Origin of the sequence: Mesorhizobium sp. WSM3224 (assembly GCF_000427725.1) — a bacterium.
In the GTDB taxonomy this organism is placed as follows: domain Bacteria; phylum Pseudomonadota; class Alphaproteobacteria; order Rhizobiales; family Rhizobiaceae; genus Mesorhizobium.
Window position 1 is genome coordinate 662,763 of sequence record NZ_ATYO01000001.1, and the last position, 21,649, is coordinate 684,411.

At 62.6% G+C, this 21,649-nt stretch carries 20 protein-coding genes and 1 tRNA gene; 10 read left to right on the forward strand and 11 right to left on the reverse strand.

The genetic code is table 11. From position 1 onward, the window contains the following. Window position 1 precedes the first annotated feature (1 nt). From YU3_RS0103130 to YU3_RS0103145, 4 genes are all read right to left on the reverse strand, one after another. On the reverse strand, window positions 2–1,609 hold the full coding sequence (locus tag YU3_RS0103130; RefSeq protein WP_027164873.1) for a carboxyl transferase domain-containing protein: 1,608 nt from the start codon (window positions 1,607–1,609) through the stop codon (window positions 2–4). 1 nt (window position 1,610) lies between these two features. Then, window positions 1,611–2,774: an isovaleryl-CoA dehydrogenase gene (locus YU3_RS0103135; RefSeq protein WP_027164874.1), complete on the reverse strand. Its 1,164-nt coding sequence runs from the start codon at window positions 2,772–2,774 to the stop codon at window positions 1,611–1,613. Window positions 2,775–2,837: 63 nt separating this feature from the next. Further along, on the reverse strand, window positions 2,838–3,488 hold the full coding sequence (locus tag YU3_RS0103140; RefSeq protein WP_027164875.1) for a TetR/AcrR family transcriptional regulator: 651 nt from the start codon (window positions 3,486–3,488) through the stop codon (window positions 2,838–2,840). A gap of 92 nt (window positions 3,489–3,580) precedes the next feature. Continuing rightward, the gene (locus tag YU3_RS0103145) at window positions 3,581–3,862 is read right to left on the reverse strand and encodes an acylphosphatase (RefSeq protein ID WP_027164876.1); all 282 of its coding nucleotides are present in this window, start codon (window positions 3,860–3,862) and stop codon (window positions 3,581–3,583) included. 150 nt (window positions 3,863–4,012) lie between these two features. Here YU3_RS0103145 and YU3_RS0103150 point away from each other — a divergent pair, with 150 nt between their 5' ends. Then, window positions 4,013–4,501 carry a MarR family winged helix-turn-helix transcriptional regulator gene (locus YU3_RS0103150; RefSeq protein WP_027164877.1) on the forward strand — a complete coding sequence of 163 codons (489 nt, stop codon included), beginning with the start codon at window positions 4,013–4,015 and terminating at the stop codon, window positions 4,499–4,501. Between the two features lie 33 nt (window positions 4,502–4,534). On the opposite strand, the gene YU3_RS0103155 is transcribed toward YU3_RS0103150, so the two are convergent. Beyond that, complete coding sequence (locus YU3_RS0103155) at window positions 4,535–5,647, reverse strand: pyridoxal phosphate-dependent aminotransferase (protein ID WP_027164878.1); 1,113 nt, start codon at window positions 5,645–5,647, stop codon at window positions 4,535–4,537. 114 nt (window positions 5,648–5,761) lie between these two features. Between YU3_RS0103155 and YU3_RS0103160 the strand changes: the two genes are divergently transcribed. After that, on the forward strand, window positions 5,762–7,444 hold the full coding sequence (locus tag YU3_RS0103160) for a sulfotransferase (RefSeq protein ID WP_027164879.1): 1,683 nt from the start codon (window positions 5,762–5,764) through the stop codon (window positions 7,442–7,444). A 396-nt stretch (window positions 7,445–7,840) separates the two neighbouring features. On the opposite strand, the gene YU3_RS0103165 is transcribed toward YU3_RS0103160, so the two are convergent. Further along, entirely contained in the window at window positions 7,841–9,055 is a 1,215-nt protein-coding gene (locus tag YU3_RS0103165; protein ID WP_027164880.1) for a porin, read from the reverse strand. 449 nt (window positions 9,056–9,504) lie between these two features. Here YU3_RS0103165 and YU3_RS0103170 point away from each other — a divergent pair. The 4 genes from YU3_RS0103170 to YU3_RS0103185 all read left to right on the forward strand — a co-directional run bounded on the left by YU3_RS0103170 (window position 9,505) and on the right by YU3_RS0103185 (window position 12,437). Beyond that, window positions 9,505–9,595: transfer RNA gene (locus tag YU3_RS0103170), tRNA-Ser, on the forward strand. A gap of 94 nt (window positions 9,596–9,689) precedes the next feature. After that, complete coding sequence (locus YU3_RS0103175) at window positions 9,690–9,941, forward strand: GIY-YIG nuclease family protein (RefSeq protein WP_027164881.1); 252 nt, start codon at window positions 9,690–9,692, stop codon at window positions 9,939–9,941. A 97-nt stretch (window positions 9,942–10,038) separates the two neighbouring features. Continuing rightward, entirely contained in the window at window positions 10,039–11,118 is a 1,080-nt protein-coding gene (locus YU3_RS0103180) for a porin (RefSeq protein ID WP_027164882.1), read from the forward strand. Window positions 11,119–11,360: 242 nt separating this feature from the next. Next, the gene (locus YU3_RS0103185; protein ID WP_027164883.1) at window positions 11,361–12,437 is read left to right on the forward strand and encodes a site-specific integrase; all 1,077 of its coding nucleotides are present in this window, start codon (window positions 11,361–11,363) and stop codon (window positions 12,435–12,437) included. Between the two features lie 237 nt (window positions 12,438–12,674). Here the strand turns inward: YU3_RS0103185 and YU3_RS0103190 are convergent, their stop codons facing one another. Both YU3_RS0103190 and YU3_RS0103195 read right to left on the reverse strand, forming a co-directional pair. After that, the gene (locus YU3_RS0103190) at window positions 12,675–13,574 is read right to left on the reverse strand and encodes an alpha/beta hydrolase (protein WP_027164884.1); all 900 of its coding nucleotides are present in this window, start codon (window positions 13,572–13,574) and stop codon (window positions 12,675–12,677) included. Between the two features lie 299 nt (window positions 13,575–13,873). Then, window positions 13,874–15,913, reverse strand: a complete 2,040-nt coding sequence (locus YU3_RS0103195; RefSeq protein ID WP_027164885.1) for a lytic transglycosylase domain-containing protein — start codon at window positions 15,911–15,913, stop codon at window positions 13,874–13,876. Window positions 15,914–16,267: 354 nt separating this feature from the next. Between YU3_RS0103195 and dapA the strand changes: the two genes are divergently transcribed. The 3 genes from dapA (at window position 16,268) to YU3_RS0103210 (ending at window position 18,459) form a co-directional block, all read left to right on the forward strand. Beyond that, window positions 16,268–17,149: a 4-hydroxy-tetrahydrodipicolinate synthase gene (dapA, locus tag YU3_RS0103200; protein ID WP_027164886.1), complete on the forward strand. Its 882-nt coding sequence runs from the start codon at window positions 16,268–16,270 to the stop codon at window positions 17,147–17,149. A 25-nt stretch (window positions 17,150–17,174) separates the two neighbouring features. Continuing rightward, window positions 17,175–17,654: an SsrA-binding protein SmpB gene (gene smpB / locus YU3_RS0103205; protein ID WP_027164887.1), complete on the forward strand. Its 480-nt coding sequence runs from the start codon at window positions 17,175–17,177 to the stop codon at window positions 17,652–17,654. A 136-nt stretch (window positions 17,655–17,790) separates the two neighbouring features. Next, a complete protein-coding gene (locus YU3_RS0103210; protein WP_245273410.1) occupies window positions 17,791–18,459 on the forward strand; it encodes a glycoside hydrolase family 25 protein in 669 nt (222 codons plus the stop codon). A 62-nt stretch (window positions 18,460–18,521) separates the two neighbouring features. On the opposite strand, the gene YU3_RS0103215 is transcribed toward YU3_RS0103210, so the two are convergent. Then, window positions 18,522–19,451: a DMT family transporter gene (locus YU3_RS0103215; RefSeq protein ID WP_027164889.1), complete on the reverse strand. Its 930-nt coding sequence runs from the start codon at window positions 19,449–19,451 to the stop codon at window positions 18,522–18,524. A 143-nt stretch (window positions 19,452–19,594) separates the two neighbouring features. Here YU3_RS0103215 and YU3_RS0103220 point away from each other — a divergent pair, with 143 nt between their 5' ends. After that, entirely contained in the window at window positions 19,595–20,068 is a 474-nt protein-coding gene (locus YU3_RS0103220; protein WP_027164890.1) for an Lrp/AsnC ligand binding domain-containing protein, read from the forward strand. Window positions 20,069–20,082: 14 nt separating this feature from the next. Here the strand turns inward: YU3_RS0103220 and YU3_RS0103225 are convergent, their stop codons facing one another. Beyond that, window positions 20,083–20,754, reverse strand: a complete 672-nt coding sequence (locus tag YU3_RS0103225; protein WP_027164891.1) for a uracil-DNA glycosylase — start codon at window positions 20,752–20,754, stop codon at window positions 20,083–20,085. A gap of 12 nt (window positions 20,755–20,766) precedes the next feature. Beyond that, window positions 20,767–21,348, reverse strand: coding sequence for an NYN domain-containing protein (locus tag YU3_RS0103230; RefSeq protein WP_027164892.1), 582 nt, complete (start codon window positions 21,346–21,348; stop codon window positions 20,767–20,769). Window positions 21,349–21,649: the final 301 nt, after the last annotated feature.

Genomic DNA, 21,649 nt, shown 5'->3' on the forward strand with positions numbered 1-21,649 from the left:
GTCACATCCTGAACACGCCGAATTTCGTTTCCACAATGCCGGCATTGAGCGCCGCCGAGAGGCTGAGCGCCAGCACCTCGCGCGTCCTGGCCGGATCGATGATGCCGTCGTCCCATAGCCTTGCCGAGGAATAGAGCGGGTGGCCCTCATGCTCGTATTTCATCAGGATGGGTTTCCTGAATTTCGCTTCCTCGTCGGCGCTCCACGCACCGCCCTTGCGCTCGATGCCTTCGCGCTTGACCATGGCGAGCACGGCCGCCGCCTGCTCGCCACCCATCACCGAGATGCGCGCGTTCGGCCACATCCACAGGAAGCGGGGCGAATAGGCGCGGCCGCACATGCCGTAGTTGCCGGCGCCGAAGGAGCCGCCGATGATGACGGTGAGCTTGGGCACGCGTGCGGTGGCGACCGCCATCACCAGCTTGGCGCCGTCCTTGGCGATGCCGCCGGCCTCGTATTTTCGCCCGACCATGAAGCCGGTGATGTTCTGTAAAAAGATCAGCGGAATGCCGCGCTGGCAGCAGAGCTCGATGAAATGCGCGCCCTTCAGCGCGCTTTCGGAGAACAAGACGCCATTGTTGCCGATGATGCCGACCGGCATGCCGTGCAGATGGGCAAAGCCGGTGACCAGCGTCGTGCCGTAATTCTGCTTGAACTCGTCGAACTCCGAACCGTCGACGAGGCGGGCGATCACCTCGCGCACGTCATAGGGCTGGCGCAAATCCGTCGGCACGACGCCGTAGAGCTCGTTCGGATCATGAAGCGGCGGTGCAGGTTTCTGCAGATTGAGGCTTACCGCCTTGTTCCGATTCAAGTTCTTGATGATACGCCGGCAAATGGCCAGGGCGTGCTCGTCATCCATGGCGTAGTGGTCGGCGACGCCGGAAAGCCTGGTGTGGACATCGGCGCCGCCGAGCTCCTCGGCGCTGACATCCTCGCCGGTGGCGGCTTTCACCAGCGGCGGGCCGCCAAGGAAGATGGTCGCCTGGTTGCGCACCATGATCGTCTCGTCCGACATCGCCGGCACATAGGCGCCTCCCGCCGTACAGGAACCCATGACGCAGGCGATCTGCGGGATGCCGGCCGCCGACATGTTGGCCTGGTTGTAGAAGATGCGGCCGAAATGCTCGCGGTCGGGGAACACCTCGTCCTGGTTGGGCAGATTGGCGCCGCCGCTGTCGACCAGATAGACGCAAGGAAGGTTGTTCTGCAGCGCGATCTCCTGCGCGCGCAGGTGCTTTTTCACAGTCAGCGGATAATAGGTGCCGCCCTTCACCGTGGCGTCGTTGACGACGACCATAACCTCGGTTCCCTCGACGCGGCCGATGCCGGTGATGATGCCGGCCGCCGGAATGTCCTCGCCATACATCGACCATGCCGCGAACTGGCCGATCTCGAGGAAGGGCGAGCCGGTGTCGAGCAATTGCGCCAACCGCTCGCGCGGCAGAAGCTTGCCGCGCCCCTGGTGTCGCTCGCGCGCTTCATCGGACCCGCCGCGTTCGACGCCCGCCGCCTTCTCGGCAATGTCGGCGACCAGCGCCCGCATGCGCTCGGCATTCGCGCTGAAGGCGTCGGAGGCGGGGGAGATTTGGGTTTGCAGTGTGGCCACGTTAAACCCCCTCCGCCATGATCTCGCGCCCGATCAGCCAGCGGCGGATCTCGCTGGTGCCGGCGCCGATCTCGTAGAGCTTGGCGTCACGCAGCAGCCTACCGGTGGGATAGTCGTTGATATAGCCATTGCCGCCGAGCAATTGCAGCGCGTCGAGCGCCATCTGCGTCGCCTTCTCGGCCGCGAACAGAACGCAGCCGGCGGCGTCCTTGCGGGCGGTCTCGCCGCGGTCGCAGGCGGCGGCCACGGCATAGACATACGCCCGCGCGGCGTTCATCGTCGCATACATGTCGGCAAGCTTGCCCTGCACCAGCTGGAACGTGCCGATCGGCTGGCCGAACTGCTTGCGCTCGTGGACATAAGGCACGGCGACGTCGAGACAGGCGGCCATCAGCCCGATCGGCCCGCCGGAAAGCACTGTCCGCTCATAGTCGAGCCCTGACATCAGCACCTCGACGCCGCGCCCTTCCTCGTGCAGCACGTTCTCGAACGGCACCTCGACATTTTCGAACACCAGCTCGCCGGTGTTGGAGCCGCGCATGCCCAGCTTGTCCAGTTTCTGCGCCACCGAAAACCCGGCCATCTCCTTTTCCACGATGAAGGCGGTGATGCCGCGCGAATGACGCTCCGGATCGGTCTTGGCGTACACCACGAGCGTCCCGGCATCGGGACCGTTGGTGATCCACATCTTGGAGCCGTTGAGCACATAGCGGTCGTTGCGCTTTTCGGCGCGCAGCCGCAGCGACACGACGTCCGAGCCGGCGCCGGTCTCCGACATCGCCAGCGCGCCGACCGTTTCGCCCGAGCAAAGGGCCGGGAGATATTTCTCCTTCTGCGCCGGGGTGGCCCAGCGGTTGATCTGGTTGACACAGAGGTTGGAGTGCGCGCCGTAGGAGAGGCCGACCGAGGCCGAGGCGCGCGAAATCTCCTCCATCGCCACGACATGCGCGAGATAGCCCATGCCGGTTCCGCCGAAATCAGGGTCGGCGGTGATGCCGAGCAGGCCGAGCGCGCCGAGCTCGCCCCAAAGCTGCGCCGGAAACTCGTTTGAACGGTCGATCTCCGCAGCGATCGGCGCGATCCTGTCCTGGGCGAAGCGCCGAACGGTGTCGCGCAGCGCCTCGATATCGGCATCAAGCCCGAAGTTCAGCGTGTTCGTGTACATGGCGTTCCTCCCTGCGCATGATCCGAAATCGACTTCGATTTTCGGAGCGGATCATGCGCGAAATCAAAGTGCTACGGCGTCCTTTGCGCGTTCGAATGGGCGCGCGCCGCTGTAGGCGTCGATCTTCGCGCCGACGAGCCGCATTGTCATCGAAAGATATGTCGTGGTGACTTCGGCGACCGACAGCCGCTCGCCGGGCCGGAACCAGACGATGACGCCGGTCATCATCTGGATCAGCGCCATGGCGGTGAGCCCGGTGTCGTCGATCTCGAAGCGGCCGGCCTCTGCGCCGTCGCGCAGGATCATGCGCAATTCCTTCTCATAGGCCGTGCGCATCTTGAGGATCTGCGTCAGCCGCTCATGCGAGAGACTGCGCAGTTCCATGTTGGAGACATGGGTGGCGTGACGCCGCTCGATATGGAAAGCGATGTGGTTCTCGACATAGGCGGCGAGCCGGGTCACCGGATCAGCCGCGACCGGCCGCGCTGTGCTCCAGGCCTCGATCAGGCCTTCCATATGCTCGCGCATCAGCGTGAACAGAAGGTCTTCCTTGGTCGGGAAATAGCGATAGAGCGCGGCTGCCTGCACACCGACCTCCGCCGCCAGCTGCCGCATCGACATCGCCTCGTAGCCGAGGCGCGCGATCAGGCTGATCGCCGCCTCGCGGACGGCCGCTTCAGTCTTTTCCCCGTCGGAGCCTGTTGTCCGTGCCATATGCGCCTCAATGCCAAGACATTAATAAAACGAACGTTCAATTAATTCAAGTGCCGCCAACCTGGCGCCATGTTGGAAGGCCCTAGGTCGATCTAAACGATGATCCTGAAGTCCGCGGGCGCGTCGTCCGTCGCTTCCTCGACCGCGACCTCCGAGACCAGCGCGCCTCGCGGCCCTTGCCACAGGCGTTCGATCATCGCCGTGACCGCAGCTTCGGCGCCGGCAATCAGCACGGTGACCGAGCCGTCGCGCTCGTTGCGCACCCAACCCGTCAGCCCAAGACGCATGGCTTCGCCGCGCGTCCAGACGCGGTAGCTCACGCCCTGCACCGTACCGGAAACGCGCGCCCGAACGGCTCTTTGCTCACCTTGCATCATCCGCTCCAGAACCTTTCCCATCAATCTGGAGCAGCATAGGTCAAATGCAACGGGCTTTGAGAGGCAGGGGGCTCGTCAATCAAATGATTGACCAAGTCAACTAATAACGGAATTATCGGCGCGCAACGTCTCTGAGAGGAGATATGCATGCCGCACGAAGCCCTGGTCCATGAGATTCGCCGCTTCAACCGGTTCTATACCGACCTGATCGGGCTGCTCGATGAGACCTTGATGCAGAGCCCTTACACGCTGGCCGAAGCCCGCGTGCTGTTCGAACTCGGACGCAAGGCCCGACCAGCCGGCGGCCGGGCCGGCTTCCTGGCGCGCATGTTTCATCTCGATCTCGCGCCGGTCGCGTCCGAACTGGCCGGCGAACTGCATCTCGCCCCCGCCTATCTTCTGAGGGTCCTCCGGAAATTCACCGCCAAGGGGTTGGCTGAAATCCGCGATGGCCCGAAGAACGGGCTGCGCGTTCTTTCACTGACCACGCGGGGCGAGGCCGCGCTGGTTGATCTCGAGGCGGCGACGAACCGCGACCTTGCCCGCCTGGTCGTCAAACTCGAGGACAAGGAAGCCGCGGAGCTTTCCGATGCGCTGAACCGCGCGACGCGCCTGCTGGCAACCGCAGGAATGTGAAATTGACGACGCGCTTCTCGGGAAGCGGGTTGGTCAGTTGCCCCGCGCCGCCGCCAGCGCGCCCGGCAGTTCCTCGGTGAAGATATCGAGTTCGTGGTCGAGCCCGACGCTGACCCTGACGCAGCGGTCGAGCACCGGCACCATCGGCTTGCGGATGAAGACGTCGCGTGACAACAGGCCCTGCATCACCTTCAGCGCGAAGGCGCCGTCGCGGCCGCAGTCGATGGTGACGAAATTGGTCGCCGACGGCAAAGGCTTCAGGCCGTTCTGCCTGGCAATGGCGGAAATGCGTTTGCGGCCAGCGGCCACGCGCGCCACCACCGACCGCAGGTAGTCCTGATCGGCAAGCGCCTCGAGGCCTGCGATCTGCGCCATGCGGCTGACGCCATAATGGTTGCGGATCTTCTCGAAGTCGCGGATCACCTCGGCCTCGGCCACGGCGTAGCCGCAACGTATGCCGGCCAACCCGTAGGCCTTGGAGAAGGTGCGCATGCGGATGACGTTGGGCCGCGAGACATCGATCGGCGGCAGCGCCGAGGCCGGTCCCAGCTCGCCATAGGCCTCGTCGAGTACCAGCATGGTGGTTTCCGGCAGCGCCTCGATGAAGCGGACGAGGTCCGGCGCCTCCCACCAGCTCCCCATCGGATTGTCGGGATTGGAGAGATAGACCAGCGGCGCCTTTTCGCTCGCGACCTTGCTCAGAAGCCCGTCCAGGTCTTCCTTGTCGTTGGCATAGGGCACCGTCACCAGGCGGCCGCCGACGCCGGCGATATGGAAGTTGAAGGTGGGGTAGGCGCCGAGCGAGGTCACCACGGCATCGCCAGGCCCGACATACATGCGCGCCACCAGGCCGAGCAGGCCGTCGATGCCCTCGCCGCCGACCACGTTTTCGATGGCCACGCCGTGGTGAGCGGCCGCGGCTACCTTCAGATCGTAATTGTCGGGATCGCAATACATCCACTGGTCGCGGGCGGCGCTCTCCATGCGGGCGATGACGCGCGGCGAAGGCCCGAAACTGCTTTCATTGGCGCCGATGCGGGCCCGGAAGGGCCGGCCGCGCTCACGCTCCTGCGCCTCCGGCCCGACGAACGGCACCGTGGTGGGAAGCGCGCCGATGATCGGCGTGAGGGAAGGGCGCTGGCGCATGGCATAGGCTCGCGTGAGAGGAGCGTTCTTGCTAGCGCGGCGGCTGGGCGGGGGCAAGCTTGGGGAGCGTACCCGAGACTGGATTCTTTCCCGGCTTTTTGCTAGCGAGGTTCAATGAACAATCGTCTACCGCCCGCCTGGGCAAAGCACCTCAAGTCTGGTCCCGCGCCGAAGCCGCGCTTGTCTCAAGCAAATCTGACAATGGCAAAACCGCCCGTGCGCGCCGCCAGTGACGCGCGTGCGCGGGCTGACGACCAATTGCTGATGCAGGCCTATGAACATCAGCAAGCCAAACGGCTGAATGAAGCACAGGATATATGCCTCCAGGTGCTGGCTCGAACGCCAAACCATCCGCTGGCTCTCTACATCATGGGCACCGTTTACCTGGGCTACGACGACGAGGCGGCGCTGCGCTATTTTGGACGTGCGATCGTCGAAGAGCCTAAGAACCCTTATTACCATCTCAGCCTCGGCGAGGCCTATGGCAAGCTGAGTGAATATTCGGCAGCGATCAACCATATCCAGTATGCCTTGGAAGTGCAGCCGGATCTTGTAGAGGCGCTTTGTGCCTTGGGGCGCGTTTACACGCAGTTCGACAAGCCTGATCTGGCTGTGCCGCTGTACGAAAAGGCGCTGAAGATCAACCGCGATCATCCCAACGCGCTGATCGGAATAGCGGCCGCGCTCACTGGCCTTGGGCGCATGGAAGAGGCCGCGTCCTATCTTAAGGAGGCGATCGAACGCCGTATCGACCTGGCGGCCGCCTACTACGACCTTGTGCAAACCCGAAAGTTCACGGAAGAGCCCGCCGAACTCCAGTCGATCTTTCGCGAGCTAAGCAGTCCGGGACTTAAGCCGGAGGCTAGAGCCAGTCTTAACTACGCCGCCGGTAAAGTGGAGAACGACCTCAAGCGCTACGCGGAAGCCTTCGACCACTTCAAGAAGGCGAAGCAGGCGGAAGGTTACAAATTCGACATCAATCAGTATCGTCGTTTCATTGACTTGACGATTGAAACCTTCACGCCGGAGCTATTTTCAGCAAGGTCTGGCTATGGCAACCCTTCCGAGGCGCCTGTGTTCGTGGTGGGCATGCCACGCTCGGGAACCACGCTTACCGAACAGATATGCGCCAGTCATCCCGAGGTTCACGGCGCGGGAGAGTTGAGCAAACTGAGGCGGGTGGCGAATGCAATCGGTCTGCAACCCTCGGCCTCGGATTTCAACAAACCGATCACGACGATCACCGAGGGCTTGTCCAGGACGTTAGCCGAAGAGCACCTTTCCTATCTGCGGGAGCGTGGTCCGACTGCGCAGCGCATCATCGACAAGATGCCGCACAATTTCGAATTGATCGGCCTGCTTACGCTTCTGTTCCCAAATGCGCGCATCGTTCATTGTCGCCGCGATGCCATCGACAATTGCGTCTCATGCTATGTCCTGCCCTTCAGCTCGGCGCACAGCTACAACACGGACCTGCAGGCGCTCGGCCTCTACTATCGCGAGTACGATCGCTTGATGCGTCACTGGAACGAGGTTTTCCCAGGCCGCATCTTCGAAAATCGCTATGAGACGCTTGTCGACGATCAGGAGGCACAGTCGCGCCGGCTTATCGATTATCTGGGGCTGCCTTGGGATGATGCCTGCTTGCGCTTCTTCGACAGGGAAGGGGCGGTCACCACACCCAGCCGCTGGCAGGTCCGTCAGCCGATCTACAAATCCTCCGTGAAGCGCTGGAAGAATTTCGAAGGCGAAATAACCCCTCTGATCGAAGCCTTGGGTGACTTGGCCGTCACCTGATCTTCGGCAAAGCCGCGGTAAGGGCATGGCGGTGCGCCAGGAGACCACCGCGTTGAAAGCGCGTCGGTGGTTTTGTTCCCTTATGGGCCTGCCGTTCGGTAAAGCGATTCCGACAAATCGATAACGCCGCGCGTCTTTGCGGACGCAAGGTGGCTGCCGCGCTCAGTTGCAGCATTGATCTTTTCGGAGATTGACTTCCGTCAGATCCCGGGCTGCCCGCCTATTCCACGATGTCCGGCGGTTTTGGCCCGGAACGGCGTCAAAACAGGCAGCGGGTTAAGCGGGTTGTCGAACTGGCCGCCATGGTTGCGGCACTCCCCGCCCGGGATGGCTCCCAACGAAAAAACCCGGCGGTTGCCCGCCGGGTTTTCCTGGTCATCCCAGAAATATCCGGTCTTAGAAGTCGCGCTGGAAGCGGAGGATGCCGCCGACGCTGTTCTTCTTGGTGGCCGGCGTCCAGGCAAAGTTCTCCGGACCAGCATCGCCGAAGCGACCCGCATGCAGGTAGTCCACTTCAGCCGTGATCGTGAAGCCGGGAACGGCGGTGTAGGCAACGTTTGCCGCCACGCCGACATTCTTCCAATCGTCAGCCGAAGCCTGGATGTTGAACGAGGCCTTCTCGCTGAACTTGTAGGAGCCGCCGCCCCACACAGCCCAGTTGCCGCCCCACGGCTTGTAGAAGCCGCGACCGCCTGCGTAGGTGACGTAGGTGGTGTCGCTGAGATTGTCGTCCGTGCCATAGCCGGCCATGATGAACAGCGACAGGGCGTCGCTGACATTCACGTCCAAGCGGACCTTGCCGGACACTTCCTCGTAGTTGCTGTCATAGGCGATGACGCCGGTGATCGCGCCCCAGCCCTGCGTCCACTTCACGCCACCGACGATGTGCGGAACATAGGAGTCGATCGCGCCCGCGCCGTAATAAGCGCCGTAGTTGGCGGCGGCACCAAGACCAACGCCGGCAGGATCCCTGAGAGTTCCGGCGCCCGCGCCTTCTTCGAGCGAGACCACCGCCGAGAAGCCGTTGCCGGCGTCGAAGTAGTACTGCACGACGTTGGTGTCGAAGCCGCCATAGGGGATGAGCGTATCCTGGATGACGTTGCCGGCATAGCCGATGAACGTATCGTAGGCCGATTCGTCCTTACCGACGCGCAGGCCACCGAGCTGGATCCAGGCGAAGTTCAGCGAGGTGCTGTTGCCGGGGGCGTTGACGTATGGGGCAGTGTCGCTGTTGCTGTTGCCGAAGTTCCAGCGGGTCTCGGTGTAGGTCTTCAACGTGCCGAGCTCGGTTTCCTGGCCGGTCCAGGTCTTCAACGTGAAGCGGGCGTTCTTCTTCCAGGTGCCCTGGCTGTCGCCGTCCTTGACGTCGCCGCTACGAGCACCGTCGAACGAGCCGAGGTCGCCGCCGGCGGCATCGTAACGGATGTAGCCGCCGATGCGCAGGCAGGTTTCGGTGCCCGGGATGTAGAAGTAGCCGGTGCCGTAGACGTCGCAGATCTTGACGTATTCGGCCGGTTCCGGCTCGGCGACGGTCACCGCGTCGGCGGCGCGAGCACCGGAAACTGCGACGAGGGCCGCAGCTGAGCCGAGAAGAAGGCTCTTGATGTTCATTTTCTGACCTCCAGTCAAAAGTTAAAAAACGGGTCTGGGTATTTTTTGCTGAAGGACAGCGTTCCCTGCCCCATCCCCACTACCGAAAAAGATGCGCACCGCGCCGCTCCTTCAAAGCTGACATTACCCATGAGCCGGCGGCGTTCAACCACGATCGTATCGGCGCGAGCGCTGTCCGGACGCTATCCCCGGGTGTTGTTGCACAAATGACACGATTTGGCCTCACTCCGAAAGTTCTCGTTAACCATCGAGCCCGTTGAGGCACTTGAATCCGGGCGATTCCGGCAAAGCGTCGACAGAATTGCGGCGGGCCGGCGAGTCGGAGGCCGGGCAATTGCCGCAGAATCGCCACCTGGAGCGGCGGCAACGTATGGGCTTGCGGATTTTTCGCCGATTATGGCGCCGGCTTGTTGATTGTGCCGGCGCTTTTCTTTATCCACCGGCGCGACGGAGAGGTGGCCGAGTGGTCGAAGGCGCTCCCCTGCTAAGGGAGTAGAGGTCAAAAGCTTCTCGTGGGTTCGAATCCCATCCTCTCCGCCACCCTACGCCCTGCGGGCTTCGGGTGGCAGGCCACCCGGAACCGCATTTTGGGCGTAGGAGTGTCGCCCGAAGCTACGAAGTAGCGTAGGGGACCATGTGGTACGTCTATTTCCTGCAGCTCCATAACGCCGATGTCTATGTCGGATCGACCAGCGACCTCCGGCGCCGTTTCGAATCGCATCAATCAGGACAGGCGACTTCGACCAAGGCTTATCTGCCTGTCACCTTGAAGGCTTATATCGCGGTTGAAACCGAGGCCAACGCACGGCAACTCGAGCAATATTTCAAGACCGGATCTGGCAAGGCGTTCGCCAACAAGCGTTTTTGGCGGACAGAGCCTTACTGACGGGGTTAGGATTTATCCATTTGAAATAAAAGAGAAAACGGCTCGATAAGCTGCTTTTTCTCGGCCTCCACCCCCGATTCTGACTGGAGGTCAGAAAATGAACATCAAGAGCCTTCTTCTCGGCTCAGCTGCGGCCCTCGTCGCAGTTTCCGGTGCTCGCGCCGCCGACGCGGTGACCGTCGCCGAGCCGGAACCGGCCGAATACGTCAAGATCTGCGACGTCTACGGCGCCGGCTACTTCTACATCCCTGGCACCGAAACCTGCCTGCGCATCGGCGGCTACATCCGTTACGACATCGGCGTGGGTGAAGTTAACGGTCACACGGACGTGGCGGATCGCATGGGCGACGGCCTCAACGACACCTACCACAAGCTGGCCCGCTTCGCGCTGAAGACCTGGACCGGCCAGGAGACCGAACTCGGCACGTTGAAGACCTACACCGAGACCCGCTTCAACTTCAAAGATGGCTGGGATGAAGAAGAGGCCGGCAGCACTTCGTCGCTGAATTTTGCCTGGATCCAGATTGGCGGCCTGCGCGTCGGTAAAGACGAAACGGCATTCCAGACGTTCATCGGTTACGCCGGCAACGTCATCGACGACGATATCGTTGTTGACGGTCCGTACGATACCAATCTGATCCAGTACTACTTCGACGCCGGCAACGGCTTCTCGGCCGTGGTATCGCTGGAAGATGGTTCTGGGGACGACACGATCGACAGCTACGTTCCGCATGTCGTCGGTGGCGTGAAGTACACGCAGGGCTGGGGTGCGATCTCCGGCGTCGTCGCCTATGACAGCAACTACGAGGAAGTGACCGGCAAGGCCCGCTTGGACGTGACTGTCAACGACGCCTTGTCGCTGTTCATCATGGCCGGTTACGGCACTGGCGATGACAATGTCTTCAGCGGCGGTCATGACTTCTACAAGAAGTGGGACGGCAGCTGGGCGGTCTGGGGCGGCGGCTCCTACAAGTTCAACGAGAAGACCTCGTTCAATGCTCAGCTTGCGTATGATGAGGGCAAGAAATTCGCGCTGGCGGCAAACGTTGCCTACACCGCGGCTCCTGGCTTTACGATCACGGCCGAAGTCGACTACGTCAACGAGGCCTCCAGCATCTATCACCCCGTCAGCGATGACGCGTTCGGCGGTGTCCTGCGCTTCCAGCGCGACTTCTAAGGGCTGGCTTTGTACAAGTGAAATCCAGCCCGGGCGCCACAACGCCCGGGCTGTTTTGTTTTCGTGACTGGGCACGGGCAAGCAGAAGGAAAAGGGGGGTTCGATAGCTGAACAAAGTCTGCGCGGACGATTTCGTGGGATCTGCAATCTGCGGATGAAATCGATTTGTCAGACTAATCTCTTGAAAGGACGCCTCCGAACGGCTAGGGCTGGCCCTATCCACTGGGGGGTGTGGTCGAAAAATGTCAAACGAAGCGATTCAAGAGGGGGAGTCCTCTGCCCACTTTGCGGTTTTTTCTTCTCAAAATTCGAGTTTTAGGTACACCTACAACAAGATAAGAGAAGTAAAATCGTACAGGGTCGGGGAGCTTTTTGCAGCATATCGAGATATACTCTGGGATGACGGGCGGCATAAATATAATGTCAGCTCCTTCATTGGTGAAATAGACGAGATCCTCCTCGGAGAGCGTTTCAGCACCTTCGACCAGAGCACCCTGGACAACCTCATCGGCACCTTGCGCCAGCGCGGCAACAGCAACGCGACCATCAACAGAAAGATGGCCGCCCTCAGCAAACTGCTGCGCAAGGCTCACAAGATGGGGGATATCCACAGCTTGCCCGAATTCCGCCGCCAGAAGGAGCGGGCGGGACGGATTCGTTTCCTCGAAAGGGACGAAGAGGCAAGGCTGTTCGCGGCGGTCAGGAGCCGCAGCGAGGATGCCTACAGGCTCTCCGTCTTCCTGGTCGATGCCGGCTGCCGCCTCGGCGAGGCGCTCGGCCTGATCTGGAACGACATCCAGGAACATCGGGTCTCATTCTGGATCACGAAGTCCGGCCGCAGCCGCACCATTCCGATGACCGAACGCGTCAAGGAAGTGATCAAGCTGCCGCCGGACACCGAAGGACGCCGGCCTAAGGGCCCGTTCACCAAGCTCACCCAGGCGCAGTACCGCGCGATCTGGAACGAGGCGAAGGCGGAAGTCGGTCTCGGCGCCGACGATCAGGTGGTGCCGCACATCCTGCGTCACACTTGCGCTTCACGGCTCGTTCAAGGCGGCATCGATATAAGGCGCGTCCAGATGTGGCTGGGCCATCAGACGTTGTCGATGACCATGCGTTACGCGCATCTGGCCACCAACGACCTCGACGGCTGTGTCGTCGTGCTGGAGAAGCCGCGCGTCATCGAGGCGGCCAACGGCAAGGAAAGCTCCGTCTTTTCATCTCCGGTGACAACGCCGTCGCCCGCGAAGCCGGCGCGCAAGCCAAAGAGCAAGGCGGCAGCGATCAAAGTGCCCCGGAAAAGCTCCAAGGCGAATTAGCGCTGGCTCCCCCTTCTCCCCCCCTTCTCCCCTTGTGGGAGAAGGTGGCCGCGGAGCGGCCGGATGAGGGGTGCTCCAGGGAACGCCAGCGCCTCACTCCGCTGGAACACCCCTCATCCGTCTCGGCGCTGCGCGCCGATCCACCTTCTCCCACAAGGGGAGAAGGGGAGGCGCGCGATTGCCCATCGGACTGCCTATACTTATGCGGCGTCTCGCGACCCGGTTCTATTCTTGAATTTACTTTTGCCGAACCTTCCGCTCCGCCCGATCGAGAAACCCACCTATCGCCTCCGGCAAACCGCCGGTCTCCAGGAAAGGCGCATGGCCCTGGCCTTCTACGGTGATCGATTCCATGCCGGGATGACGTCTGCGCATCTCGTCGAGCGTCGCCACGGACAGAAGTTTCGAGTTGGCGCCGCGAATGGCAAGCAGCGGAACGGCGGCAAGCGCCTCGAACTGCGGCCATAGATCCGGCAGCGGCTTGCTGAAGTCGATGCCGGCCAGCGTGTCGACCAGGGCCGGATCGAAATCCGGCACCCAGCCGGCTTCCGTCTCGCGCAAGATCGCAGCCACCATGCGTGCCCAGTCGATTTCGGCGAGGCCTGGGAAGTCGCCACCATGTGTGTGCCGCTGCGACGCCACTGCCTCGGCGAAGGTCTTCGGTTTCGGCGCGCGCTCGAGGTAGGAGCGGATATGGGCAAGGCCTTCGGCCTCGATCACCGGGCCGATGTCGTTGAGCACGACGGCCTTCAGCACGGCCGGCTTCAGCGCGCCGAGCACATGGATGATCAGCCCGCCGCGCGAGGTGCCGATGAAGGCGGCCTGTTCGATGCCAAGCGCGGACAGCGCGGCGAGCACGTCGCCGGCTTCGACTCCGACATTATAGTGGCCGACATCGGGATCGTGGTCGGATAGCCCGCGGCCACGATAGTCGAAGGCGATGACCTTGCGCGGCCCGTCAGCTCGTCGTGACAGATAGAGAGCCAGTTCATGGAAGTCGCGCGCGTTGCGGGTGAGGCCGGGCAGGCAGACCACTGGCCAGGCACCGGAATTCGCCTCGCCATAGATGCGGGCATGGAGCTGAAGCCCATCCGGAGCGCGATAGAAGAAGTCGGAGAAACCCTGGTCGCTGGACATAAGCATTCTTGCGATTATCGGATCCTCTCCGACTGCTACAGTCGAGAGGGGCCGTCAATCCAGGGGCATCGAAATTTCGAGGCACGGCGGGACAGCACCCCCCTCTGTCCTGCCGGACATCTCCCCCGCAAGGGGGGAGATCAGATGTCGCCAGCCGCTTTCGCCAATCTCCAACGTTGAAGAGAGGGAGCTGGCGCGCGAACTGCCAATCTCCCTCCTTGCGGGGGAAATGGCCGGCAGGCCAGAGGGGGGTGTGACGGAACTCGATCGAACGAAATTGTCATGCTAAAACGGCACGCTCAACCCCGCCCGTTCACCAGATCCCCCACGATGTCGTATTTGCCTGAAACACGCATCTTGTAGACCTCGTAATTCTCCATCACGCGCTGCACGTAACTTCTTGTTTCCGTGTAGGGAATCCGCTCGATCCAGTCGACGATGGCGTCCACGTCCTTGCCGCGCGGGTCGCCATATTTCGCCACCCACTGGGCGGCGCGGTTGGGACCGGCATTGTAGCCGGCGAAGGTCAGCACATAGGAGCCGCCGAAGCGGTCGAGCTGCTCGCCGAGAAAGGCCGAGCCCAGCGTCGCATTGTAGCCGGCATCGCTTGTCAGCCGCGCCTGCGAGAACGTCATGCCCGCCTTCTTCGCCAGTTGCCTGGCCGTGCCCGGCATCAGCTGCAGCAGGCCGCGCGCGCCGGCACTGGAAACGGCACCAATATTGAACTCGCTTTCCTGGCGGGCAATGGCATAGGCGAGCGCCTTGCCGGATCCGGATATATTGGCCGTATCGGGAATGACGCCGAGCGGATGCGACAGCGCCCCGACATCGATGCCGCGCTGGGCGGCGATCTTGCCGACCTTCAGCGCCATGAAGTGGTTGCCCTGCCTTTCGGCCAGCACCGCCAGCAGCGCCAGCTCGCCTGGGCTGGTCAATTGTCCGGCGAGGTCGCGATAGAGTGTCTCGGCATAGCGGTCATAGCCGGCTTCCTGCAGTCGCTTGATCGCGCTGACCGCCTCGCGGCCGTCAAAGCTCAGGCGGTCGGCCGCGCTCGGTTTTGGATAGACGATGTTGAGAGTCCTGAGGCCTACACGCTCGCCGGCGAGCTGGCCGTAGAAGGTCGTGCCGTAGCTGGCTGCGCGCGTGAAATAGTCCTTCGCATTGCCCGGGCCGCCAACTTCCGCCGCGCGGCCGAGCCAGTAATAGGCGCGCGAGAGCGACACCGGCCCCTGGGCGAACTCGGTTATGCGCGTGAAATGCGTGGCGGCGGTCGCCGGGTCGTTGAGGCCGCGCAAGGCGTACCAGCCGGCATGGAATTCAGCTTCGGCGGCGTTCGGTGGGCTCTCGGCGGCGTGCATGGAGACGATTTTGTAGGCGGTCTTCATGTCGCCCTGGTCGACCAGCTCGCGTGAGAGCACGCGGCGCTCGACCCACCAGGCATCGGGATCCACCAGCGAATCGCGGTCGGTCGGCGCTTTCATCACGACAGCAGCGGCATCGGCGAATTTCTGCTGCTTGCGCAGATATTCCGCCTCGGCGAAGAAATATCCGGCTGAGCGCTGCGCCGCCGGCACCGCCTTCAACAGCTTGGCGGCATTCTTGTCGCCTTTGTCCGCCGCGGCCCAGGCATCCGCCAGGGGCTGTGCGCCGGCGAGGCCGGCGACGCGCAGGGCCGATGACGGCCGGTCGGCATAGAACATCCGCTCCATGCGGTAGCGATGGTCGGCCGCCGGGATCAGCGTGCCGAACTCCTTGATGACGGTCGCCTCGTCCTTTGCCTCCAGCTTTTCCGTGCGCCAGAACGGCACCAGCGCCGACCGCGCCGCGGCCTGGTTGCCAAGCGCCACTTGCGAGCGGGCAAGGATGATCACGCCCTCCGGCGTCAGCGGCTGGCTGCGGCCGAAGGCCTGCACCACTACTTGCGGCGGCGGATTCTCGCGATAGAGCGCGCGCTCGCTGTTCTTGCGCAGCGCGATCGTGCCCGGCCATCCCGGCAGCATCTTGGCGGCATCGGCGATCTCGCCGCTCGGCACCTTGTCGCCGCCGTAAAGCGCGATCGCCCAGGCCAGGATATGCCGGTCGAGCGAAATGGCGGGCAGCGTGTCGCGCGCGTTGCGCGCCCCGGCGATGTTGTTGGCGGCGAGCGCATCGAGCCCGCTCTTCAACTGGGCAATGCTGTCCGAAGGGGAGGGCTGCGTCTGGCCGGGGGCCTGCGGCGAGTCGGGCATCGGGATCGAGGCCGTTGCGCGCACCTCCACGCTGCCGCCGATCGCCATGGTGGGCGTCAGCGCGGCGATCGCGCCGAGAAGCGCGAAGATATGAGGCCGCCTCGTCGGCATTGTTGCAATCCTAGCACATCGTCAGCAGGCGCGGGGGACTTCGGAGCCCGAGCGAGAGCCTAAACTTAGGTCGTGAAGGGCCCGTAAACAAAAGGTTATCGAGGCCGTTCGAATTGCGCTTGCTGGCACTAAGCCGATGCTTGCCGCTAAACCATGTCGAGACTATGGTGCGCGGCTTCGCTTTCGGTTAGAAGGCGCGCAAATAAGATACCGATGCATGTCGCCCAAAAGTGGGAACCGGTTTTGGGGCAACGACATGCATAAACCAACGAAAACGCATGTCGCCAAAAGTGGGAACCGGTTTTGGGACAACGACATGCATAAACCGACAAAGTTCCAAGGAGTTTGGACGACATGCTGAGAGGCTCGCTGACCGCGCTCGTCACACCGTTCGAAAAGAGCGGGCGTTTCGACGAGAAAGCCTTTCGCGCCTTCGTGGAATGGCAGATCGCCGAAGGCACCAAGGGCCTCGTTCCGGTCGGCACCACCGGCGAGTCGCCGACGCTGTCGCATGACGAGCACCGCCAGGTCGTCAAGGTCTGCATCGAGGTGGCCAAGGGCCGGGTTCCGGTCGTGGCCGGTGCCGGCTCCAACAACACCGAGGAAGCGGTCGGGCTGGTGCAATACGCCGAAAAGGCCGGCGCCGACGCTGCCCTTGTCGTCACGCCTTATTACAACAAGCCCACGCAGCGCGGCCTTTATGAGCATTTCGCTGCCGTCGCCAGGGCGACCAGGCTGCCGATCATTATCTACAACATCCCGCCGCGTTCGGTGATCGACATGACACCGGAGACGATGGGCAGGCTGCGTCACGACTTCAAGAACATCGCCGGCGTCAAGGACGCGACCGGCAAGGTCGAGCGCGTCTCCTTTCAGCGCATGCACTGCGGCAAGGATTTCATCCAGCTCTCGGGCGAGGATGCATCGGCGCTCGGCTTCAACGCCCATGGCGGTGTCGGCTGCATCTCGGTCACCTCGAATGTCGCGCCGCGGCTGTGCGCCGAATTCCAGGAAGCGACGCTCTCCGGCGACAGCGCCAAGGCGCTCGACCTGCAGGATCGGCTCCTGCCGCTCCATGAGGCGATCTTCATGGAGCCTGGCGTTTCCGGATCGAAATACGCGCTGTCGAAGCTGGGCAAGGTCGAGAACGTGGTGCGTTCGCCGCTGGTGACGGTCGAGGCTTCGACCGCGGAAAAGATCGACGCGGCGCTGAAGCACGCCGGCTTGATTAATTAGCGATGAGGCGCCACCTCTCCGCATCATGAATCAAGTCAAGAAAGCCGACCCCAACAACAGGACGGTCGCCGAAAACCGCAAGGCGCGCTTCAACTACGAGGTGCTCGACACGATCGAGACCGGCTTGGTGCTGACCGGCACCGAGGTCAAGTCGCTGCGCCAGGGCCAGGCCAACATCCAGGAGAGCTACGCCTCGACCGAAGGCGGTGAGATCTGGCTGATCAATTCCTATCTGCCGGAATATCTGCAGGCCAACCGCTTCAACCACGAGCCACGCCGGCGCCGCAAGTTGCTGGTCTCGAAGCGCGAGATGGCCAAGCTTGCGCAAAGCGTCGACCGCGAGGGCATGACGCTGGTGCCGCTGAAAATCTATTTCAACGATCGCGGCCGCGCCAAACTGCTGCTCGCGATTGCCCGCGGCAAGAAACTGCACGACAAGCGCGAGACCGAAAAGCAGCGCGACTGGTCGCGCGAGAAGGGCCGGCTGCTGAAGGAGCGCGGCTAGAGCAATTCCAGGAAAAGTGTATAGCGGTTTTCCGTTCGGAATTGCGTGAACACAGGTCGGCTATATCGAGGCAAAGCGGGCAGGGAGCCAAGGCTTGAGGAACCGCTTGATTGTCCTGGTTCTGGCTTTCGCTTTTTTGGCGGCTGCCATCTGGGCGGAAGGCCTTTTTCGACCTCGCGCTTTCCCACCGGATCGTGGCGAATTCCCCATAAGAGGCATCGACGTTTCGCACCACCAGGGCAAGATCGACTGGCAGCGCGTTGCGGCCAACGATGTCGCCTTCGCCATCATCAAGGCGACCGAGGGCGGCGACCACGTCGATGATACTTTCGCCGAGAATTTGCGCCAGGCCCGCGCAGCGGGTCTCGCGGTCGGCGCCTATCATTTCTTCACTTTCTGCCGCCCGGGCGCCGACCAGGCGAAGAACTTCATCTCGGTGGTGCCGCGCGGCGAACCGCTTTTGCCGCCGGTCGTCGACATCGAAATCCACGGCAATTGTCCGCATCGGCCTTCGCCCGCCGAGCTGAACGCGGAACTCCTTGCATTCCTGGGTCCGGTCGAGGCCACCTATGGCAAGCCGGCCATCGTCTACATCACCGACGAGGCCGGGCCGGCCTATGCCGCTCATATTCCGGTTCGCCAGCGCTGGCTGCGCTCGATTTCGATGCCGCCGAGGGGGGAGGGTTGGGTCTATTGGCAATATCTCGATACCGGCCGTGTCGACGGCATTGATGGCGACGTCGACCTGAATGTGCTGAAGGGCGGGCCGGCGCGGCTATCAGAGCTGTTTGCGCCGACGCCGTGAGGCGCCTTGGTCGCAATCTCGAATCTGTTTCGGCAGTATTTTGCGTTTATCGCTGAAAAGGCTCACGATCCGCCCGACGCTGGCGCACTCAGGCTTACGCTGGCGGCGCGTCTTCCGACCGCCGAGAAGGCCATTCCCGCGGCCATGATCGCGATGGCTGCGAACTGGACCGCCATCGGCGTTTCGCCGAGCACCGCCATGCCGACAATCACCGTGGCGATCGGTATGCCGGGCAGGAACAGCGATGCCGTCTGCGGCCCCAATTGCCGGACGATGTAAGTGTAGAGGAACATGGCTGCCGCGCCGGCCAGGATCCCCTGGATCACGATCTGGCTGGCGATCTCCGTGGCCGCCGCGGCATGGATTTGGCTCGGTGCCAAGAGATAGAGAACCGGCAACGGCAGGCACGACAGGAGCACCACCGCAGCCGTCGCCGTGACCGGATCGGTACGCCAGAGCCGCACGAGAACGGCATAGGCCGAAAACATGAGGCCCGATCCGATGAACAGCACGTCGCCGATGACGACGCCGCCGGCGCCGTCACGCGCCGCCCCGATGAACAGCAACAGCCCGGCGATGATCGCGACGACGCCGATTGTGCGCCGTTGCGAAGCGCCGTCATCGAAGAAGACGCGCGACAGCAGGAACGAAAAGAAGACGATCGAAGCGGGGCAGAGCGCGGCCGCATGGGCGGCCGGTGCGTAGGTCAGGCCCCAATTGATGATCAACGGATAAGGCAATCCGGCCAGTGCCGCCAACGCCAGAGCCCTTCGCCAGCCCAGCGCCCTCATGGGCGCGAAGCCGCTGCGCCAGACGATCGGCAGAAAGACCGCCCCCGCGCCGCCAAAGCGCAAGGCGGCCAGATCTGTCGCCGTCAGATGCTCCCTGAGGCTGAAGCGGGCCGCTACAAACTGGATGGCGTAAATGCCGATCATGGTGAGGCCGGCGATAATCGCCAGTCTTGTATTTCCTGCGTCCCGTGTGTCTGCCACGACCTGCCACCCACACGCCGTCTAAGGTGAAGACCGTCTCCACCCCTGCGGCGAAAACGCAGCCTATTGCCCGGACATCTACGTTGAAATACGCTCTTTTTGGAAAATCGTAGCGGAATTCACATTGGAAAGGCTGTTCTGAAGTGAATCATGAAGCGAATGACCTCGACGGCGTCGACCGCAATCTTCTTCGGCTGCTGCAGGAGGATGGGCGTCGCACCACGCTTGATCTGGCGGCGCGTGTCGGCTTGTCGCCGACTGGCACGAGCCAGCGGGTCAAGCGGCTGTTCCGCGAAGGATACATCACCGCGGTCAGGGCCGTGCTCGATCCCGCCAAGATCGGACGCGGCACGCTCGTCTTCATCGAAGTACGCCTCGATCACACGGCGCCTCATATTTTCGAACGCTTCGCCGAAGCGGTGACCAAGGCGCCCGAGGTTCTCGAGTGCCACATGGTCGTCGGCGGTTTCGACTACCTGGTAAAGGCGCGCATCTCGGAAATGGCGGCCTATCAGGATTTTCTGACGCGGGTCATTCTTGCGCTGCCGGGAGTGAAGGAGACGCACACCTATGCCTCGATCGGCGACGTGAAGCCGCATGCGCTGCTGCCGGTATGAGGGGTGCCGGACCATCAAGGCGCCTGAGTCTGGTTCTTCAGGAACGCCGCAATCTCCTTGAACACGCTCACGAACATTTCTTGCGTCAGCACGCCCGTATTGGTGTTGTAGCGCGAGCAGTGATAGCTGGAAAACAGCGCAATGCCGCCGGCCTCCTGCCGTCCGCCATGGCGAAACGGCAAAGCTGCGACGCGCTCGCCCAGCGCCCGCACCGTCGACTGATGCGCGATCGAACCCAGCGTCAGGATGGCGCGCAGATTGGGGAAGCGCGCGATGGTCGGCCTGAGGAAAGTGCGGCAGGTGGCGATCTCGGCCCCGACCGGCTTGTTTTCCGGCGGCACGCAGCGCACCGCATTGGTGATCGCGGTACCGACAAGCTCAAGCCCGTCATCCGGCCTCGCCTTGAACTCGCCGCGCGCCAGGCCTTGCGCGATCAGCGTGCCGTAGAGCAGGTCGCCGGCGAAGTCGCCCGTGAAGGGACGTCCCGTGCGGTTTGCGCCGCGCAGGCCGGGCGCCAGTCCGACGATCAGCAGGCGGACTGAACCTTCGCCCTCTGGTGGCAGGAAGGTTGGCACCGGCGCATTGAACCAGCCAGGCTCGCGCTCGCGCCATGCGGCGATGAAATCATGCAGCCGCGGGCAAAGCGGGCAGTCATGGCCGGGTTCGGGAGAGGCCGCGTCGGTCAACGCCGCTGCCCGTCAATAATCGTCCTCTTCGACTTCGGCGGGTTCCGGCCGGCGCGCAGGCCGCTCGGACGGGTCGCGGCCGACTTCGCTCTTCAGCGTCATCAGGTCGATGAAATGATCGGCCTGGCGGCGCAGATCGTCGGAAATCATCGGCGGCTGCGAAGCCATGGTCGAGATGATCGACACCTTGCGGCCGCGTCGCTGCAGCGCCTCGACCAGCGTGCGGAAGTCGCCGTCGCCGGAGAAGATCACATAATGGTCGACGACATCGGCAAGCTCCAGCGCATCGACGGTCAACTCGATGTCCATGTTGCCCTTGATCTTGCGGCGGCCGGTCGAGTCGGTGAATTCCTTGGCCGGCTTGGTCACCACCTTGAAGCCGTTATAGTCGAGCCAGTCGATCAGCGGCCGGATCGAGGAGTATTCCTGATCCTCGACCAGCGCGGTGTAATAGTAAGCGCGCAGCAGATAGCCGCGCTTCTGGAAGCTCGACAGAAGCTTGCGGTAGTCGATGTCGAAGCCCAGCGCGCGCGACGTGGCGTAGAGATTGGCGCCGTCGATGAAAAGAGCGATCTTTTCACGAGGATCGAACATTGAAAAACATCCCTTTCGAAAATTTCTGTCGTCTAAAAGCGTTTGACGAATAGGTCCGGCAAATGGGCCTTGTCACCGTCATATCCGAGATAACGCGCAATTTATGGATATCCAAGGGCGGGCCCTGCATTGCAAGCAATTGTGATCGCGACTATGTGAGCAGCATCATGGCGCGGTCCGATGATGAGCCGGGCAAAGGCCCGTGAAGCTGACGCCACCGCCATAATGCTTGTATTTCGGCCGCGCTCGCGTTATGGAGCGCGCCAGCTTTCCATCAAATCCATCGCATGAAAGGGGCAGT

Excerpts from the sequence above, each read along its gene's own strand:
- YU3_RS0103135 (WP_027164874.1), bottom strand. The coding sequence starts at position 2,774 with ATGTACACGAACACGCTGAACTTCGGGCTTGATGCCGATATCGAGGCG.
- YU3_RS0103140 (WP_027164875.1), bottom strand. The coding sequence starts at position 3,488 with ATGGCACGGACAACAGGCTCCGACGGGGAAAAGACTGAAGCGGCCGTC.
- YU3_RS0103145 (WP_027164876.1), bottom strand. The coding sequence starts at position 3,862 with ATGCAAGGTGAGCAAAGAGCCGTTCGGGCGCGCGTTTCCGGTACGGTG.
- YU3_RS0103150 (WP_027164877.1), top strand. The coding sequence starts at position 4,013 with ATGCCGCACGAAGCCCTGGTCCATGAGATTCGCCGCTTCAACCGGTTC.
- YU3_RS0103155 (WP_027164878.1), bottom strand. The coding sequence starts at position 5,647 with ATGCGCCAGCGCCCTTCCCTCACGCCGATCATCGGCGCGCTTCCCACC.
- YU3_RS0103160 (WP_027164879.1), top strand. The coding sequence starts at position 5,762 with ATGAACAATCGTCTACCGCCCGCCTGGGCAAAGCACCTCAAGTCTGGT.
- YU3_RS0103165 (WP_027164880.1), bottom strand. The coding sequence starts at position 9,055 with ATGAACATCAAGAGCCTTCTTCTCGGCTCAGCTGCGGCCCTCGTCGCA.
- YU3_RS0103175 (WP_027164881.1), top strand. The coding sequence starts at position 9,690 with ATGTGGTACGTCTATTTCCTGCAGCTCCATAACGCCGATGTCTATGTC.
- YU3_RS0103180 (WP_027164882.1), top strand. The coding sequence starts at position 10,039 with ATGAACATCAAGAGCCTTCTTCTCGGCTCAGCTGCGGCCCTCGTCGCA.
- YU3_RS0103185 (WP_027164883.1), top strand. The coding sequence starts at position 11,361 with ATGTCAAACGAAGCGATTCAAGAGGGGGAGTCCTCTGCCCACTTTGCG.
- YU3_RS0103190 (WP_027164884.1), bottom strand. The coding sequence starts at position 13,574 with ATGTCCAGCGACCAGGGTTTCTCCGACTTCTTCTATCGCGCTCCGGAT.
- YU3_RS0103195 (WP_027164885.1), bottom strand. The coding sequence starts at position 15,913 with ATGCCGACGAGGCGGCCTCATATCTTCGCGCTTCTCGGCGCGATCGCC.
- dapA (WP_027164886.1), top strand. The coding sequence starts at position 16,268 with ATGCTGAGAGGCTCGCTGACCGCGCTCGTCACACCGTTCGAAAAGAGC.
- smpB (WP_027164887.1), top strand. The coding sequence starts at position 17,175 with ATGAATCAAGTCAAGAAAGCCGACCCCAACAACAGGACGGTCGCCGAA.
- YU3_RS0103230 (WP_027164892.1), bottom strand. The coding sequence starts at position 21,348 with ATGTTCGATCCTCGTGAAAAGATCGCTCTTTTCATCGACGGCGCCAAT.